We start from the raw sequence: 18,381 nt of genomic DNA, 5'->3' as shown, positions 1-18,381 counted from the left end.
CGGTACGGGACGAGTTGACGAATCGTGTGGACCCCAAAACCTGGAATCACGGCCGGGGTTGCCGCTTGCCACTGGTTTGCCCGCCGTGCGATAGTCTACACATGTCGTCGCCGTTTCCGGACACGGTCCCGCTCACCCGCCCGCGGGACGATGAACTCGATCTCCATGGTGTGACGCACCCGGGGCTGGTGCGCACATCCAATCAGGATCAGTTCCTGTTGTGTACCGTGCATCCACAGGTCGTGGTGCACGGCACCAGTCTGGCCAATTCCGCCGCGCTCGCCCTGCGTGGGGAACGGGTGGCCACCATCATGCTCGTGGCCGACGGGGTGGGCGGCAGCGCCGACGGCAGCGAAGCGAGTCGTCTCGCCACCGTGGCCATCACGGAGCACTTCGCGTCGGCCATGCACTGCTGGCATGCCGCGGGATCCGCCGGTGAAGACGAATTCACCGCCACGCTGCTCGATGGGGCGATCGAAGCACATCGCCGGGTCCGCGAGCAGGCCGTGCAGCAGCTCGATGGACGCAAGATGGCCACCACACTCTCGGTGGGCATCGTCGTGTGGCCGTGGTTGTACGTGCTGCAGGTGGGCGACAGTCGCTGTTATCACTACCAGGACGGCACATTGCGTCAGGTCACCCGCGATCAGACCCTGGCCCAGGAGATGATCGATCGTGGCGCCCTCACGCCCGAGCGCGCGCACAACTCGCCACTCCACCATGTGCTCTCGAGCGCCATCGGTGCTGAGGACGCCATGCCGGTCATCTCGCGTGTGGACGTGCAGCAGCGGGGGTGTATCGTGATGCTCTGCAGCGATGGACTCACCAAACACGTGAACGACGACGAGATCGCCGCCGCCTGCGCCACGATGACCTCGGCCAGACAACTGTGCGAATCATTGCTCGGTCTGGTGCTCGAGCGCGGCGGTTCGGACAATGTCACCATCGTGGTGGGACGCGCGTTGCCCTGAGGATGTTCGGTTCGCACCGTTGATTGTTGCCGCGCCGGCCATTGTAGCGGGCCATTGATTGCCGCCGCCGATTGCGGTCGACCATCGCCACCCGCGATCGCTCCCGACTATCGCCACCGGATCGCGTCGCGCACCTTCGAGGCCGCGTAGCGCATGGCTGCGGAGATCGTGGCGTATCCCATCGAGTCGACGGACACGACGCCGTGCGTATTCGCTGCATCGGTGAAGCGCACGTAGTACAACCACCCCTCCGCGTCCGGCCGTGCGGGCACTTCACCCGGCGCGAGTTGCCCATCGGCTTCGGCCATCGCGTACCACCAGTCGTAGTCCAGCGCGACGATGTCCACGGATTGCCCGTCCGACGGTTCGTCCGGACGCGCCTCCGGTTGCTCGGCCCGTGGTGCACCATCCGCCCGTCGCCAGGTGCCGGTCCTGACGATGCGCACAGATGTGCCGGCGCCATCGGGCACGTCGGGGGTACTCCCGGGACTCTCCTGAGATGCTGACACCGGCGGTGCGCTGAACAGCGGCAGGGCGCGTCGGCGGAAATGGTGGGACATCTCACAATATGTCGTCCCGTATGCGGCTACGGCACGCCCTCGCCATGTCGATGCCATGCTGATGTCCTGTTTTTCACCGCTCCTCCGTGTTCGGACATGTGGCCCTCATGACCACTACACACATCGCGATGACCGTCGATGATCGTCGACCGTCATCGCGGGTCCCGCTCCCTGCCAGAGGAACCGAGCCATGCCCGACACCACCAAGTCCCGCACGACCGCGGCATCCGCGACCATCGCCCGCCAGAAGACGCTGACCGCACTCGAGAAGCGCGAGTTCGACACGTCTGCCGTGGTCGAACCGTTCACCATCAGCATGCTCACGCCGGAAGAGCGCAGTCACGCCGAGGCGGCGTCCGGCGTGAGCACCGCGTTGATGCTCAAGGGATTGTTGCATCGCCTCGATCCGAAGACCTATGCGGCACCCGCGCAGGCCGATACGCCCGAAGCCGCGGCCATCGCCGCTGTGCGGGACATCGACGACAAGGCGTTCGCCAGCATGACGCCGCGTCTGCGCGCGCTCGCCGCCGATCAGCCCCGTCTCTCGCGCCTGGTGGCTGCCGCCGGTCGGAACATCGATCTCAAGCACCCTTCGCTGGGGTTGAAGTTGGCCCACCCCATCGCCGGTGTGGCAGGGCTCAAGCGGGTGGACGTCGGCAACACCGACCATGAAGATGCGCCGGCGATGCCGAAGATCGTGGTGCGCAGCGGATCGGCGGCGAAGTACTCCCGTATGGATCTTGTGCTCCGGGCCGTGCACTGCGTCGATGAAACGAATCCCGAAGGGGGCGGCTCGGACGACATCGTGCTCGGCGGCGTGCTCGTGGGCGCCAGCGGCAATACCAAAGTCGTGCAGTCCCGCTTCATCGGCAATTTCGAAGACGGCACCTATGTGAGCCTCGGCGAACTGCCGTTCGGACAATTCAGTCTGCGCACGACCAATGGTTATCCCAAGACCATGTACTGCATCCTGCAGCTCGTGGAGTCGGATCAGGACGATGCGGATGCCGCCCGTGAACTCACGCGGGCGCTGTCGACGATCACCTCGATAGTGGTGAGCACCATCGGATCACCGGCGGCCGGTGCCATCGCCGGGGCCATCGTGAATACGGTGGGCGGACTGGTCAGCCTCTTCATCTCCGACGACGCGTTCCCGCCTTACGGTGTCCGCGCACGTCTGCAGAGTGAGAACGAATTCGGGAGTGACGGTGACAGCGGCCAGCTCCGCACCGGCAACATCGTGGGGCACGGTGGTGCGTACCGGATCGGCTATCGCTGGCTGCTGAACGCCTGAATCACGACGTGCACCTGACACTCGCTGATGGGCACTGACGTGCACTGACATTCACTGAATGGCTCGGCCGGGGGCCGGCGTCGACGGCAGCGTGGGGTATGTGCATGCCTGTGCAGGCATATGCTTCACGTCTGCCGTCGACGTCGTGTTCGGGATGGCGCGTATGTCGACGTGTCAGCGGGCCAGCAGGACGCGCGACGTGAGTTCGGTCATCTCGAAGCCCGATCCTTCCGCATGCATCCAGACTCCGTCCACACAGGTGCAGGCACCCATGAGCAATTGCGTGCCACCGGTGGGACGTCTGGTGCCCAACTGCGTTGCCAGGGAATTTCCTTTGCACAATTCGTTCGACTTCGCCGCCGACCCGACCAGCGATTCGTGCGTGGTGGTGGGAAACCAGTACGCCGGCTGTGACGCATCGGCGGGGATGATGGCCATGCGCACCGGTTTCTGCGTATCCACCCACAGATAACTCACGCCAGCGGGAATGCCGAGTCGGGGATAGGCACTCTTGCTGGTGATGCGACCGGCGATGCCGACTTTCCCGCGTGTTCCGGTCGTCGGCGCGAAGGTGACATCGGGAATGCCGGCGGTGGAGAATCCACGGGGAACGGACGCGTCGACCACCGGTGTGCGTTCCCCGGCGAACGACGTCGCGCGTGCGGCTTTGAGCAGATCGGCGCGCCACGCGGTGTTGGGACGTTGCGCGGCGGCCTCAGAGAAGGCGAGCAGCGGAATCAGGGCACCGGCAACCAGCGACGTACGCGGCAGGGAGAAACGGAAGTGCATGGCGTGACATCTCCTGGGCAATGCCCATCGGTGGAAGAAGAGAATATGCATCACTGGCGACGCGAAGCGGCCAGCGCGGCGGTCGATAGGGCGCGAAGCTCCGGATCACCATCGGCCCACAACGATACGGCTGCACGCCCCGCTGTCTGTGCGGCCGCCTGTGTTGCACTGGTGCCTGACAGGTGTGCACGGAGAACGAGCGCCCGCCCCAGCCCGGCCGCGGCGGGAACTTCGCGCGTGAGCCGCTCCGGCTGCGTCGGAAGCGACGTGAGCAGTTCGTCCAGTAAGCCCATTGCCGTTGCCGTGTCCCGTACGGCGAGGGCGAGATGTGCACGCTGCAACAGCCATTCGGGTGCGCGGGCGACATTCTTCACCGGAGAGCGGGACGGTGCGGCAAGACGTGTCCGCACGGCCGCCGTATCACCGGCGGCCACCTGCTGCCAGAGCGCCAGCAGATCGTCGTAGGGCTCGGGCTCCTGCAGGCCGGTCAGAGAGGTCAGTCCCAGCATCGGTTGTGCGAGCATGCTGCTGCGCGCCAGGACGAGCGCACGGGCCTGTTGCCGCCGGTCGCTGCCGGTCCGGGATTCGGGAATCCACGTGCCGAGTGCACGCTCCACCTGCATGCGTGTGGCGCGCACACTGTCGAGTGGTGCACCGAGTGCGGCATAGGCGGCAAACGCGCCGGCCGCACGCAACACCGGCGCCGGTGGTGCGGTGTCCCCGCCTGATGGGACGAGGAAGACCGTCGATGGCGCGTCCGCGGCGGCCTGCCCGAGATAGCGTGCGGCCAGATGGGCGCGGCCCGTCAGTGCGGCGAGAGCGGCCAGCACGGGTGCAGATTCGACCACCATCTGTGGTGAGGCGCCGGAGGCGATGTCGGCACCGGCCCGCGAGGATGTGATCAGGGGATCCATCAATGCCGCGCTGGCCGCGATACGGGCTTCGTCGAATCTGCGCAGCTTGAGCAGGATGCGGACTTCCGTTGCCGCGCGACCGGCGTGAAAGGCCGGCGGGAGGGTCGTATCGCGTTGTGCGAGTTCGCGGGCTCGTCGTATGGCATCGAGCGCGCTCACATCACCGGGCATCGCCGAGGCGAGCATGCCCAGCGTTTCGAGGGCTTCTGCATGACGGGCCCAGGCCAGCGCACTGCGCGGATGGGCCGCGGTCCAGCGCACCGTCAGGGCGCGCAACGTCTCACGATTGCGGGCGACGGCCGCACGATGGGTCGCTGGTGCGGCAACCTTGAACAGCTCCGCCATGGGAAGCGGGTGATACACGACGGCGTCTCCGTCGATTTCCGGGAACGCGCCCATGCGGACCGTATCCGGCGCGAGGGCAAACCCCGCCCGATACTCGGTTTCTCCACTGAAGATCACCCGGCGAGCCAGCGCCGAAAATGCGGCCCCCCGCGCCGATTCGAAGTACGAAGGCACGAGTTCGAGCGCGCGAGAGTAGGCGTCGATCGCTTCCGCGCGGTTGGCCCGGAAACGCCAGCGTCCACCATGCAACGTATCCCGCACGATGACCCGATCGTACGAAAGACACTCGCCCAGACCGTACTGCGCCGCAAAATCGTTCGGTGCACGCGTCAGCAGTCCACGATAGATGCTGCAGGCTTCCTCCGGACGCGACTCGGCGAGCGCCAACAGTGCCGAAGCCAGTGCACGATCGCGCGGAGTGAGCCGGAGAGAATCGTCCATGGCACGCCCGGCCGGCACACGCCACGCCGCGGGACGGGACCGCCCACTCCATGACATGGTCTGCGCCAGTGCCAGCGACGCCTGCGCAAATCCGGAATCCCGTACCAGCGCTGCGCGGAACTCCCGCTCGGCGCGCGGCGTGTCCCACGCGTGCAGCGCAGTGTACCCCTCGGTGTAGTGCTTGAGTGCCGCGAAGTCGCGGGTGCCCGTGGCCGGCGGTGCATGGGCGGAAGGACCGGCGAGACGCGACACGAGCGAGTCCGCGAGCTGTGAAAACGCCGCAGCCACATCCATGCCCGCGGTCACGTGCACCATGTGCGTGGTCGGTTCCGCCTGCGTGCCGCTCCGCCCATCGCTCTGCGTGTCGTCGTAGAGCTGGGCCCGCACCCGCAGGGTGCCGTTCACATTCGAGATTGCGCCCCATACGAAGCGGCCGGCGCCCAGCCGCCGGGCCACCGCCCGCGCACCATTGACCGAGAGAGTGTCCACGACACCCTCGCCCCGCAGCGCATCGGCCACGCGCATCTCATCGCTCAGACGAAGACTCTGCCAGCGGGCGAGTCCATCGTACAGCAGACGCGCCGTGTTGTCGCCGGAAAGCATCGGTGTACCACCGGTGCCATTCGCTTCTCCATTGCCATCGTAGCGGAACGGAAAGACGGCGACCGTGCCCGGGTCCCCTGGCAGGTCCGCGTCACGTTCAGCGCCACGCACCATGAACAACAGCCCCGCTGCCACGGCACCGATTACCACGGCACCACCGATCACCAGAGTGCGTGTCGGGATGGCGCGCGGCCGTTGGTCCGGGTTCGGTCCCTCCTCCAGCGACCGGATCAGCGCCTCCGCCGACGGGAATCGTTCACTGCGCACGGGCGCCACCGCACGGGCGACCACCTTGCCCAGCGCCGTGTCGTGCAACGGAGAATCCCCGGGCAGTCCACCCTCGGGTGGCAGCGTTCCCGTGAGCATCTCGTGCAGCACCCGCCCCAGCGAATACACGTCACTGCGTCCGTCGAGATCGGGTTCACCGCGCAGTTGCTCCGGACTCATGTAGGCCGGTGTCCCCAGCACGAATCCGGGACGCGTGACACGCCCCAGCGGATCTCTGCTGGCCGCCAGCGCAATGCCGAAGTCGGCGAGATACGCATGGGTGCCATCGTTGGCCAGCAGGATGTTTTCCGGCTTGATGTCCCGGTGCACGATCCCCTGAGCGTGAGCCGCCGTCAGCGCCATCGCGATCTGTCGGGTGATGGAGATCGCCTGCGTGATGGGGAGACCTCCGCCATCGTTTGAGGGGTGCGCGGCCGAAGCCTCGCGCGTGCGATCGAGCAGATCCCGCAGTGATCCGCCGTCCATGTGAGGCATGACGTAGAACAGGCGGCCTTCGTGTTCACCCGAATCGAACAGCGGCAGGATGTGCGGGTGCCGGAGCCGCGCGGTAACGCGGATCTCCTCGTGGAAACGATCGGCGCCGAGCATCGCGCCGACCGAGTGCCGCAGCATTTTCAGGGCGACTTCACGATCATGACGCATGTCGTGGGCGAGGTACACCGTCGCCATGCCGCCATGACCCAGTTCGCGGATCACCCGATACCGCTCGGCCAGTATTTGCGTGGGCAATGTGTCGCGGTCCCCTGTGGACGACCCCGCAGCTCCGTTGGTGTGCAGCAGATCGCCGAACCGTTCAGGTGCCGGGATGTCCAGTCGCGGATCGGGTGTGTCCGAATCCACAAGCATCCGCTCGAGCGCACGCCGCAACGGTTCATCCGCGCCGCAGGCAGCGTACACGTACGCGGAGCGCTGCTCGGCGGGCAGCGCCAGCGCGGCGTCGAGCAAGGGTTCGAGACGACGCCACTCCTCCGCGGAAACGGGCAGTCGAGTCATGTCCCGTCGGGAGTGCCCAGGGCCTGACGCAGCAACAGGCGCGCTTTCACCCAATCGCGTCGAACGGTTCTGACGGTGACGCCGAGGGCTTCACCCGTTTCCTCTTCAGTCAGCCCCCCGAAGAAGCGCAGTTCGACCACGCGGGCGAGACGCGGATCGAGCGCGGCCAGATGATGCAGCGCATCGTCGATCTCGAGGAGCTGTTCGGGCTGCGCGTCGTCGGCCACCGCCTGTTCTTCCAGAGAAACCTGACGGCGAATACCACCACGTTTGATGGCCACGCGGGCCCGCGCCCGATCCGTGAGAACATGCCGCATGGCCACGGCCGCGAGGGCAAGAAAATGCGCGCGATCCCGCCAGCCGGCACGGGACTGGTCGACCAGTTTGAGATAGGCCTCGTTCACCAGAGCCGTGGTGGCCAGGGTGCCGCCTCCACCCCGCGCCGCGAGATGACGATGGGCGATGAGACGCAATTCGTCGTACACGAGAGGCACGAGTGCGTCGAGTGCATCGCGGCGACCGCTCTGCAGAATGGCGAGGAGGTCGTCAGGCACGCCCGTGCTGGTCATGACACGCCGTCGGCGAGAGTGTGGAAGGAATGTTGCCACATTAACATGACGGCCTTCGGTACGTCCAACAAATCTGGTGTTTCAGCGTACGTCGTCCATGGCGAGCTCGACCAGCGCATCGCCGTGCGCCGGCGTACTCTTATCGCTTCACATCCCGCCGTTTTCCCGAGGGTCCCGCCATGATCAACCGTCGTGATTTCCTTGTCACCGCCGCAGGGGCCGGTGCGACGCTCAGTCTGACCCCCCGCCTGCTCGAAGCACTGGCCCAGGGGCAACTCATCCAGCGTGCCATTCCGTCCACCGGCGAGAAGCTTCCCGTCATCGGGCTCGGAAGCTCCGCCACATTCTCCTCGGTGGCGCGCACCGAAGACGTCACTGCCCTGCGCGAAGTCTTCAAGGCGATGACGGACCGCGGTGCGAGGGTGTTCGATACCGCGCCCTCCTATGGCGCCTCCGAAGAAGTGGCGGGCAAGCTCGTGAACGAGATGGGCATCGCCAACAAGATGTTCTGGGCCACCAAGGTGAACGTGGCGGGCCGTGGTGCCACCGCGGCCGATCCGGCCGCCGCCCGCGCGCAGATCGAAACTTCGCTGGCGCGGTTCAAGCAGCCGAAGATCGATCTCATGCAGGTGCACAACATGGGCGATCCGCCAACCCAATTGAAAATCGCCCGCGAATTCAAGCAGGCCGGCAAGGTGCGGTATGTGGGCATCACCACCACGTTCGACAATCAGTACGGATTGCTCGAGGAGGTGATGCGCAATGAACCGCTCGATTTCATCGGCATCGACTACGCCGCCGACAATCGTGGCGTCGAAGAGAAGATCCTTCCGCTCGCACTCGAAAAGAAGATCGCCGTGCTGGTGTATGCGCCGTTCGGACGCACGAGCCTCTTCCGTCGTGCGGGCACCACGCCGCTTCCCGAGTTCGCGAAGGAGTTCGACGCGACCACCTACGCGCAGTTCTTCCTCAAGTTCATTCTCGCGCATCCCGCCGTCACCGCGATCACGCCGGCCACCAGCCAGGCGAAGAACATGATCGACAACATCGGTGGCGGTATCGGCCGCATTCCCACGGCCGCGCAGCGTGAACAGATCATCAAGTTCGTCGACGCGCTCCCTCCCGCGCCCGGTCGCTGACCGGGCCTCGCGCCTTCCACCGGATCCTCCGGATCTTTCAGAGTCTTTCATGACGAGTGACACGGGAATTCTGGCGCGTGTGCGCGCCAGCGTTGGCGCACGCCCCGGCGAAGGGGCCGTGCTCGTATGGGCCACGGCGTACTACTTCCTGGTGCTCTGCGCGTACTACGTCATCCGCCCCATTCGTGACGACATGGGTGCGGCCAGCGGCGCCGAGAACCTCGCCTGGCTCTTCACGGGCACCATGATCGGGATGCTGCTCGTGCATCCGCTGTACACCTCACTCGTCTCGAAACTCAAACGCCGCCAGTTCATCGGCTGGACGTACCGGTTCTTCATTCTGAATCTGGTGGTGTTCTACCTGATCTTCCGCGCCGTCGATGCGTCGCAGGCGATCTGGGTGGGCCGGGTGTTCTTCATCTGGACGAGCATCTTCAACCTGTTCGTCGTCTCGGTGTTCTGGTCGTTGCTCACCGACGTGTTCCGTCCGGGGCAGGGCAAGCGGCTGTTCGGCGTGGTGGCCGTGGGAGGCACCGTCGGAGCCATGCTGGGGGCTTCCATCACCACAGGACTGGTCGGTGTGATGGGACCGCTCAATCTCATGCTGGTGTCCGCACTCATCCTCGAACTGGCCGTGCGCGCGTCGCATGTGCTCGATCGCAAGGAAACGGAGATGGCTGCCGCGGAACCGGAGGTGGCAACCGAGGCGGTGGTGGCTCCGAAGCCGAGTGCGTCGGAAGAAGTGATCGGCGGTGGTGTGCTCGATGGAATCAGGCACATCCTCTCCTCGCCCTATCTGTTGGGCGTCGCCTCACTCATTCTCTTCTACACCATCTCCAGCACGTTCCTGTACTTCCAGCAGGTGGACGTGGTGGCCCGCACCTTCGGTGACGATCGGGCGGCGCGGACGCAGGTGTTCGGCGCGATGGATATCGCCGTGAATGCCCTCACCCTGCTGGCGCAGCTCTTTGTCACCGGCCGTTTCATCAAGTGGCTCGGCGTGGGCGCCGCGCTGGCGTTCCTGCCTGCGGTCACGCTCATCGGCTTCGGCATCATGGGCTTCGCGCCTACGCTGGCGGTGCTGGTGGTGTTCCAGGTCGCGCGTCGCGCCGGCAATTTTGCGATTCAGCGCCCCGGTCGCGAGGCGTTGTTCACCGTGTTGCCACGCACCGACAAGTACAAGGCCAAGAACTTCAGCGACACGTTCGTCTATCGCCTGGGCGACCAGGTGGGCGCGTGGTCGTACACGTGGATGGCGGTGTTTGGCCTGGGCTTGTCCGGGTTGGCGTTCACCATGGTCCCGCTGTCGGCCGCGTGGCTGGCGTTGGCGGTGTGGCTGGGCAAGCAGTACGCCAGCAGGGAAGGACAGGCGGCCAGGGAGTGAAGCCGTGAAATGTGCGCTCCATTTTCCATGAAGTTCGGGAAATGGAATGTGGAATACGGCAATCTGAAACGGGTCGCCGACAACTGTTGTGCGTTTGTGACCTGACACAATCGATCGTGTGACGAAGCGCGGGCAACATGCGGAGTCCCGGAGTCCAGCCGGAACTCCTTCAACTCCCGTTGCCCGCTCATGTCATTCCTCTCCGTCCACTCGACGCTGGCAGGTGTCTGGCGCCGCGATCTGTCCCTGATCATCGCGGCGTTGCACCTGTCGGCCGCTGCGCTTCATGCGCAATCCACGACGGGCAGTGTCACCGGCACGGTCACCGATGAAACGCTGCGCCCACTGGCCGGCGCCCTCATTCGTACCCTCGATGGGAGCATGGAGGGAGTGGCAGGCCGCGATGGTCGCTATCTGATCGTGAATGCGCGCAGTGGGACGCAGCGGCTCGTGATCCGGTATCTCGGTTATCAGCCGGAGACGCTTTTGGTGGCCATCGAGGCCGGGCGCACGGTGCGGGCCGATGTGGCGCTCAAGCGTCCCTTGCAGCAACTCGACGCCATTCGCGTCGAGAGCGCCGTGGCGGGGCAGGCGGCGGCACTCAATCAACAACGCGCGGCCGACAACATCTCCTCGGTGGTGGACGCGGAACTCGTCGGGCGTCTGCCCGATCGGAATCTCGCCGAGGCGCTGGGCCGTGTACCCGGTATCGCGCTGGTCCGTGATCAGGGAGAGGGACGCTTCGTGCAGATCCGGGGCACCAATTCGTCGCTCAGTACGCTGTCGATCGATGGCATGCGTATGGCCAGTCCGTCACCATCGTCCCGCCAGACGCCGATGGACATCATTCCGTCGGACATGGTGGCCGGCATCATGGTGAGCAAGACGCTGACACCGGACATGGAAGGCGATGCGATCGGCGGGAACGTCAATCTCATCACTCCCGCGCCGCGCAGTGGGCCCGCGCAGTTGAGCGTGAATCTGGCCGGCGGACAGAACCTCATCAACAAAGGACTGCTGGGTAACGCCAGCGCCACCATCGGCGGCCGTTTTGGGCGGGGCGACAGGTTCGGTCTGCTCGTGGGCGGCAACTTCTACCAGAACGATCGTGGTTCGCAGAACTACGAGATGGGCTGGTGTGTCGAAACCACCTGCAAGGGCGTGCTGGCGGACAACGCGCTCGACGTGCCCGCCTCGCTCGCGTTGCGTGACTACTCGCAGATCCTGCGGCGCCGGCATGGGGCGAACGCGGCGTTCGACTATCAGATCAACGACCGGCATCAACTGTTCGCCAAGTACTTCTACTCCACGTTCTCCGACGACGAGCAGCGCTACGTCACCACGGCGAACTTCAGTTCGGGCACGTATTCGGCCATCCAGGGCAACACCGGTACCGTGACCAGCGGGCGCATGGACAAGGAACTCCGCCTCCGTCCAGTCGCGCAGGAGCAGCAGTCCATCCAGATCGGCGGCAAGCACTTCTTCTCGACCGGCACCAATCTCGACTACACCTGGCAGACGGCCAGGGCCGCCGAGGATCGTCCGAACACGCTTTCGATGGTGTTCCGTCAGAGCGGCATGAACTTCACGTATGATGTGGCGGATCAGAATCGCCCGCAGTATTCCGCGCTGACGGGTGCGCCGCTCGACCCGTCGAAGTTCAATTACAACACGCTGCGTCGGCAGACGCGTGATGTCAGCGAGGACGAGAACACCGGTCGCCTGAACGTCACGCACCCGTTCCGGATCGGCTCCCACAACGTGACGTTCAAAGCCGGCGCGTTGTTCCGCGACAAGGATCGCTCGTCGGTGGATTCGAGCACCCGCTTCCTCGGCACCTTCCGCACCGGGCAGGCCGCGCCGACGTTACCCGTGACGCTGGCGGCACTCGCCGGACCGTCGCGCACGCACGATTTCCTCGACAACCGTTTCGTGTTCGGGCCGCAAGCCAGCGCGCGTGCCGTCCGCGATTTTTACGAGACCTACAGGACCTCGCTGAACGTCGATACCGCGGCCTCGAAGTATGAAACCAACCAGGGCACCTTCGGCATCCAGGAAAAGGTGACGGCCGGTTATGGCATGGCCACGGTGGACATCGGACCCCTGACGCTCATTGGCGGTGCGCGTCTGGAGCGCACGGCACAGACCACCACCGGCAACACCGTTCGGCGCGCTGGGCAGGTGGTGACCATCACACCGGTCAGCACCTCCCGATCGTACGTCAACGTCTTGCCGTCACTGACCGGCAAGTATGCGGTGGACGAACAGACACTGGTGCGCGCGGCCATCACGCGGTCGCTGGTACGCCCCGACTTCAATCAGATGGCGCCCACCGTCAACATCCCCGACGGCACCAATGTGGTGGCCACGATCGGCAACCCGGAACTCAATCCCATCCAGGCGACCAACATCGACGTCATGGTGGAGCGCTATTTCCGCACCGTGGGATTCGTGTCGGTGGGGTATTTCCACAAAAGCCTGACCGACTACATCTACCAGGTGCAACGCGGCGTGACGGCCGGCGACAATCTGGGTAGCACCGTGCAGACGGTGGCGCAGCCGCAGAATAGCCAGAAGGGCACGCTCGACGGGTTCGAGATCGCCTGGCAGCAGAATTTCCCGTGGTTGCCCGGGCCGCTGAGTGGTCTGGGGCTCAATGCGAACTACACGAGGACGGTGTCCTCCACGACACTGCCCGCGCGCGCAGGTGTCAAAGCGCCGCTCCCGGGGCAGGCCGGCAACTCGGCCAACGCCGGGCTCTTCTACGAAAAGGCGCGGGTGGCGGTCCGACTGGGATACAACTTCGCCGATCGGTATCTCGAGGTCGTGGGTGACGATGCGTCCAACGACATCTACGTCGCATCACGGATGCAGCTCGATCTGAGCGGCTCGGTGCAGATCAACGCGCGGACCAAACTGTTCGTCGAGACCAACAATCTCACGAACCAGCCCCTGCGTCGCTACATCGGCAAGCCCGAACGTAGTTGGCAGCCGGGCAACGAATACTACAAGCCGTGGGGCATGGTCGGCCTCCGTATTCAGCCGTAGGCCGTTGTCGGCTGGCCATCGATAGATCCCATCTGCAAATCCCATGAACCACATCGCACGTCTTCAGCTCACGACGGCCGCGTTCGGCTGTATTCTCGGCGCCGCCTGTTCGTCGTCGTCACGCACCGCGAGCGACTCGGCGGCCACCTCGGTGGCCACCGATACCGCGCATGGTGTGACCGCGGGCGACACGGCATTGCCGCTGATCGCCGACACGCTGCAACCCGTGGTGATCACCGATACCATACCCGGCGACAGCGACGATCCGGCCATCTGGGTCGATCCCCGCAACGCCGCCGCTTCGCTGGTCCTCGGCACGGACAAGAGCGACAGCACGGGCGCCGTGTTCGTGTTCGGCCTCGACGGACACATCGATCATGCGCGCTCCGTGCGTCCGCTCAAGCGCATGAACAACGTCGACATCGAGTACGGACTCGAACGCAACGGTGCGCGGATCGACATCGCCGTGGCCACGGAGCGCAACCGGCAGCGGTTGCGCGTCTTCGCACTGCCCGGCATGCGCCCCATCGACGATGGTGGCATCGAGGTGTTCGATGGCGATGTCAACCGGGCGCCCATGGGCATCGCGCTGTACCGTCGGCCGCATGATGGCGCCATCTTCGCATTCGTCGGCGGCAAGAGTGGACCGACCGATGGGTCCTACATCTGGCAGTATCGTCTCACGGCCAATGCCGCCGGTGTCGTGACCGGTACGAAAGTGCGCGCGTTCGGCGCCTACAGTGGCCGCAAGGAGATCGAGGCCATCGCGGTGGACGACTCGCTGGGATTCGTCTACTACTCCGATGAAGGTGTTGGCGTGCGTCAGTATTTTGCCGACCCCGATTCTTCCAACCGGGAGTTGGCGCTGTTTGCCACCACCGGTGTGGCCGAGGATCATGAAGGGCTCGCCATCTATGCGACCGGTACGGGCACGGGTTACATCCTGCTCTCGGATCAGGGCGCGAATCGTCTGCAGGTGTTCTCGCGCGAAGGCACTGCGGCAAATCCCTTCGAGCACCGTCGTCTGGCGGTCATTCCCGTGCGCGCTCGTCAGACCGACGGACTGGACGTCACCGAACGCGCACTCGGGGCGCGGTTCCCACGCGGGATGCTGGTGATGATGTCCGACCGGGGCGCGTTTCACTACTACGACTGGCGGGATGTCGAAGCCGCCATCGGACGCGCCCGAAAGTAGGGACCGTGGAGGGCGGATCGTCGGGAGCACCACCGACGGGGTCCGGGAGGGTGAGCCTGTTCGCGGGGGTTCTGCGCGTACCCCCCGTAGAAGCCCCTTCCCGACCTTTTTGCATCCATCCCAGGTCCTGCAGATGTCACCGAACCGAATGATGTCCCAAGCCCGCCGCCGTCTTCCGATGGTCCTGGCGTTTCTTCTCACGGCGCCGGTCCTGGTGGCCTGCGGCTCGTCCGACCCCGCATCACCCGGAGGCGGCGGGGGACTCGGGGGCAATCAGAACGTCACGGCAGTCGCCACGCCTGCCAGTGCGACGGTCGCGCGCGGCGTTACGACGTCTACCACGGTGGTCTTTTCTGCGACCGGCGGACTCATCGTCGGCGGCTCGCTCACCATCAACCGGCAGTATGGTGGCATCAAGGTCGACCAGACGAGTACGCAGACCTCGGGTTCGACCGTCACGCGGGTTTTTGCGATCAGTGCCGACGCCACCGTGCCCGCGGGCACCCACGAAGTCCGGTTCGTGGCTCCGGTGACCGGCTTCACGGATGGATCCAGTGGCACCACGGTTGCTGTGTTCCGGCTCACGGTGACGCAGTAGATCTCGATGGACACATCGATCGCACGCGCTCTGCAGGGATGATTCTCCCCGTCAGAGTCTACTCGTCCGACGCCCCCATCGAGAGCGGTACCTCGACCGGCGCGGCCGGCACCGCCCCATACCGCCGCTCGCGTCGCGCGAAATCGGCGAACACCGCATCGAGATCTGCCGCCGAGAGATCGGGGAAGGGCACGTCCAGAAACGCCAGTTCGGCGTAGGCGCACTCCCACAGCAGAAAGTCCGACAGGCGCCGCTCGCCACCGGTGCGGATGAGCAGATCGACCGGGGGCAGAATGGTCTCGCCGGTCAGGGTCGCGGCCGGGCATGATGTCGTCATCGCCGTCACCGCGAGCGCCTTCTGCAGCGACGCGCGGCTGGAATAGTCCACGGCCACCCGCAAATGCATGCGTCGTCCTCCGGCCGTTCGCGCTTCAGCAGCCTCGATGGCCTCCACGAGTGTGGACGGGAGACGGTCGCGGCGGCCGATGATCGACAGCTGGATGCCATTGTTCACCAGCGACGCGAGATGTCGATCGAGGTGCGACGCAAACAGTGTGAACAGGAACCCGACCTCTTCACGTGGGCGCTTCCAGTTGTCGCTCGAGAATGCGTACAGCGTGAGCTGCCTGACGCCGCGACGGGCACAATGGGCCACCACCTCGCGCACCGTATGCGCCCCCCGCACATGCCCCATCCATCGCGGGCGCCTCCGGGCCGTCGCCCACCGGCCATTGCCATCCATGATCAGGGCCACGTGCGACGGCACGGCCTTCGGCGGGGTACCCGGCGGACCCATCGGTTCAACTGTCATGACCGGAGTGTCGCACGGAAGTGAGTGCGTGTCAAGCACTTTGTATTACAAAGTTAATGCGCGCCTCTCCCCCTGCCCCCTGTGGTCATCCTGCAGGTATCCCGCTGTTCATCCTGCTGGTATCGCGCCCGCAGGGCGCCCCTCACATCCCAGGCTCGCTCTCCAGTCCGGCTAGTTGGTACACATCCCGCGGCACACACTCCCCGAACTCCAAGCCGGCCGGATGTTCCCCCATCGCTGCCGGCCCCGAGAAGCCCGAAGCCCCGATCGACCAGCGGACTCCCCTCCCTCACCCCAGCAACGTCGGATTGAGTCGCCAGGCCGCCAGCGCGAGCGCCGTCGCGAACGTCACCCACGCCGCATAGGGCACCAGCAGAAAGGCCGCCGGCGGATGCACCCGATGAAACGCGCGCAGCGTCAGAACCACCAGCGCAAGCAGCGTCACGATCGTCAGAACAGCCAGACCGCCCAGATGCCACGCGAAGAAGGTCCAGCTCCAGAACGCGTTCACCACCAATTGCACCGCAAACAGTCGCAGCGCCGGAATCGCGTGCGCCGATTCCTCGCGATGACGCCAGACCAGCCAGGCTGCCACCGCCATCAAGGCGTACAGCACCGTCCATACCGGTCCGAACAGCGAGGCCGGCGGTGCCCAGCCCGGAAGGGTCAGACCGGCGTAAAATGCCGGAGCGTCTGACGTCGCCAGCGCGCCGATGCCCGCGGCGGAAAAGCAGGCGACCAGGGAAATCGCCAGCGATACCAGACTCTGTGCGCGCTCCCGGGCCCGCTCCCGCGCACGCTGCCGGCGCCGATCGTCGTGTGTATTGACCGGAAGCAGAATCTCATACGGCGTGTCCATCGGATCCCCCGTATTCATGACATCAGGCCAGGGCCTGAATGAAGCGGTATGAAGCTGTTGCGTAAAAGGACCAGCATCGGCACTCATACACCGCGACGGCTTCATCGTCTTTCCAATGGTGCGGGACAGATCACGATGTGTCATTTGTCACAGAACTGGATCCCCGACGGATCTCCTATCGGCTCGCCGGTCGGATCTCCGCGTCACCCGTCGTGCGTCGCAGTGTCACCACGGTCACCTCCGGCAACGCGCCGATGCGTAGCGGCAATCCCCAGTAGTTCGTGCCCGGATTGATGTAGAGCAGGGAATGCCCGGCGCGATGATGCCCCATCGCGTGCGCCAGAAACGGAGAGGCCAGACTCCAGTTCAGTCGCGGGATGGACAGCTGTCCGTAGTGTGTGTGGCCACTCAGTGTGAGCGCGACTCCCCGTTTCCCGAGTGCAGGCCACAATGCCGGATTGTGTGCCAGCGCCACCGTGAAGGCGTCCGCAGGGACATGCGCCAGCGTGCGGGCGATATCGGGAGCCGCTGCGGCTGCTCCGCCACGATCCCATCCAAGGCCCGCCGGATCGCCTGTGCCCGCCAGCCAGAAGCGCCCCGTGCCACGCTGCAATTCCAGCGCATCGTTCACGAGTACCGTCACCCCCATCGCTTCGAGGCCAGCACGCACACTCCGCCAGCCCGCGTACACATCGTGATTCCCGGCGATCGCATACACACCGAGCGGGGCATGCAGTGCGCCGAACGCGGCCGCGAAGTGCTGCACGTCCGGTGCATGATCGTCCACCTGATCTCCGGTGATGGCGATCAGCTCGGGACGAGCGGCGTCCACGGCCTGCACCACCCGCGTGAGGAATCGTTTCGACGTGTGCGGCCCCACATGCAGGTCGGAGATCTGCACGATTCTCAATCCATCGAGCTCAGCCGGAAGATCCGGATGTGCGGCCACCAGTTCCTTCACCACCAGCCACCGCGAGCCCACGTATCCGACGCAGGCCACCACGATCAGCACCACGCTCACCGCGAGCATCATCCAACGTCCCGACACACCCGCCGCACCGAACGGCAGTCCCACGATGACACCGATGAGCGCGGACAGGCCGAGCAACGGCAGAGCGAGCTGCAGGTACCAGAAGGGGCGCAGGATCCACACGCGCTCGAACGCGGACGGATAGTGCAGGCCGCCAAAACCGCGCAGAACCACCAGCAGTGGAGCCGCCCCGATGAGCGCAAAACCCATCAGGGTCAGCCAGCCGCCCGGAAGGCGCGGCGCGAGAGGCAGACCGATCAGCAGCCACCAGGTGAGCATCCACAATCCGAAGCCCCGACTCACGCGCGAGATCGATAGACCGGAGGGGCCGGAGGCGGAAGAAGAAGCGGTATCGGAGGCCGCGGTGGCGCTGCTGGTCATGTTCATGGGATCTGGAGTGCGTGCTGCATACACCAGATCGCCGGATTCGGATGGGTCCCCTTCGCCGGTGCAGTCAGTTACTTGTCATAACGTACAACAGGGGTCCCCTCTCCTGCGTACCACGTGGGCACACTTTCGTGCGCGCTGCGTACCGTCGTCGTTCTGTCTG

Annotated in this window: 14 protein-coding genes; 7 read left to right on the top strand and 7 right to left on the bottom strand. The window is 65.3% G+C overall.

Annotation, left to right across the window (positions count from 1 at the left end; genetic code table 11):
• Positions 1-101 precede the first annotated feature (101 nt).
• On the top strand, positions 102-971 hold the full coding sequence (locus WG208_RS03495; RefSeq protein WP_337169933.1) for a protein phosphatase 2C domain-containing protein: 870 nt from the start codon (positions 102-104) through the stop codon (positions 969-971).
• A gap of 107 nt (positions 972-1,078) precedes the next feature.
• On the opposite strand, the gene WG208_RS03490 is transcribed toward WG208_RS03495, so the two are convergent.
• Positions 1,079-1,531 carry a hypothetical protein gene (locus WG208_RS03490; protein ID WP_337169932.1) on the bottom strand — a complete coding sequence of 151 codons (453 nt, stop codon included), beginning with the start codon at positions 1,529-1,531 and terminating at the stop codon, positions 1,079-1,081.
• A gap of 190 nt (positions 1,532-1,721) precedes the next feature.
• Here WG208_RS03490 and WG208_RS03485 point away from each other — a divergent pair, with 190 nt between their 5' ends.
• The gene (locus WG208_RS03485) at positions 1,722-2,825 is read left to right on the top strand and encodes a hypothetical protein (protein WP_337169931.1); all 1,104 of its coding nucleotides are present in this window, start codon (positions 1,722-1,724) and stop codon (positions 2,823-2,825) included.
• A gap of 174 nt (positions 2,826-2,999) precedes the next feature.
• On the opposite strand, the gene WG208_RS03480 is transcribed toward WG208_RS03485, so the two are convergent.
• The 3 genes from WG208_RS03480 to WG208_RS03470 are packed head-to-tail and all read right to left on the bottom strand — an operon-like array spanning position 3,000 to position 7,767.
• Positions 3,000-3,614, bottom strand: coding sequence for a hypothetical protein (locus WG208_RS03480; RefSeq protein WP_337169930.1), 615 nt, complete (start codon positions 3,612-3,614; stop codon positions 3,000-3,002).
• 50 nt (positions 3,615-3,664) lie between these two features.
• Positions 3,665-7,198, bottom strand: a complete 3,534-nt coding sequence (locus WG208_RS03475) for a serine/threonine-protein kinase (RefSeq protein ID WP_337169929.1) — start codon at positions 7,196-7,198, stop codon at positions 3,665-3,667.
• Entirely contained in the window at positions 7,195-7,767 is a 573-nt protein-coding gene (locus WG208_RS03470; RefSeq protein WP_337169928.1) for an ECF-type sigma factor, read from the bottom strand. The genes WG208_RS03475 and WG208_RS03470 overlap by 4 nt, the downstream gene beginning before the upstream one ends.
• 179 nt (positions 7,768-7,946) lie before the next feature.
• Here WG208_RS03470 and WG208_RS03465 point away from each other — a divergent pair, with 179 nt between their 5' ends.
• The 5 genes from WG208_RS03465 (at position 7,947) to WG208_RS03445 (ending at position 15,131) form a co-directional block, all read left to right on the top strand.
• Positions 7,947-8,906: an aldo/keto reductase gene (locus WG208_RS03465; RefSeq protein WP_337169927.1), complete on the top strand. Its 960-nt coding sequence runs from the start codon at positions 7,947-7,949 to the stop codon at positions 8,904-8,906.
• Between the two features lie 49 nt (positions 8,907-8,955).
• On the top strand, positions 8,956-10,290 hold the full coding sequence (locus tag WG208_RS03460; protein WP_337169926.1) for an MFS transporter: 1,335 nt from the start codon (positions 8,956-8,958) through the stop codon (positions 10,288-10,290).
• Between the two features lie 189 nt (positions 10,291-10,479).
• Positions 10,480-13,338 carry a TonB-dependent receptor gene (locus WG208_RS03455; RefSeq protein ID WP_337169925.1) on the top strand — a complete coding sequence of 953 codons (2,859 nt, stop codon included), beginning with the start codon at positions 10,480-10,482 and terminating at the stop codon, positions 13,336-13,338.
• Positions 13,339-13,381: 43 nt separating this feature from the next.
• Positions 13,382-14,533: a phytase gene (locus WG208_RS03450; RefSeq protein WP_337169924.1), complete on the top strand. Its 1,152-nt coding sequence runs from the start codon at positions 13,382-13,384 to the stop codon at positions 14,531-14,533.
• A 151-nt stretch (positions 14,534-14,684) separates the two neighbouring features.
• Positions 14,685-15,131: a hypothetical protein gene (locus tag WG208_RS03445; protein ID WP_337169923.1), complete on the top strand. Its 447-nt coding sequence runs from the start codon at positions 14,685-14,687 to the stop codon at positions 15,129-15,131.
• Between the two features lie 58 nt (positions 15,132-15,189).
• On the opposite strand, the gene uppS is transcribed toward WG208_RS03445, so the two are convergent.
• The 3 genes from uppS to WG208_RS03430 all read right to left on the bottom strand — a co-directional run bounded on the left by uppS (position 15,190) and on the right by WG208_RS03430 (position 18,218).
• Entirely contained in the window at positions 15,190-15,942 is a 753-nt protein-coding gene (gene uppS / locus WG208_RS03440) for a polyprenyl diphosphate synthase (protein ID WP_337169922.1), read from the bottom strand.
• Positions 15,943-16,231: 289 nt separating this feature from the next.
• A complete protein-coding gene (locus WG208_RS03435; protein ID WP_337169921.1) occupies positions 16,232-16,801 on the bottom strand; it encodes a TspO/MBR family protein in 570 nt (189 codons plus the stop codon).
• 175 nt (positions 16,802-16,976) lie between these two features.
• Entirely contained in the window at positions 16,977-18,218 is a 1,242-nt protein-coding gene (locus tag WG208_RS03430) for a metallophosphoesterase (RefSeq protein WP_337169920.1), read from the bottom strand.
• Positions 18,219-18,381 lie beyond the last annotated feature (163 nt).

It is taken from the genome of Gemmatimonas aurantiaca (genome assembly GCF_037190085.1).
In the GTDB taxonomy this organism is placed as follows: domain Bacteria; phylum Gemmatimonadota; class Gemmatimonadetes; order Gemmatimonadales; family Gemmatimonadaceae; genus Gemmatimonas; species Gemmatimonas aurantiaca_A.
The sequence above is the reverse complement of the archived record's forward strand: the minus strand, read 5'-3'. Positions and strand labels throughout refer to the sequence as shown.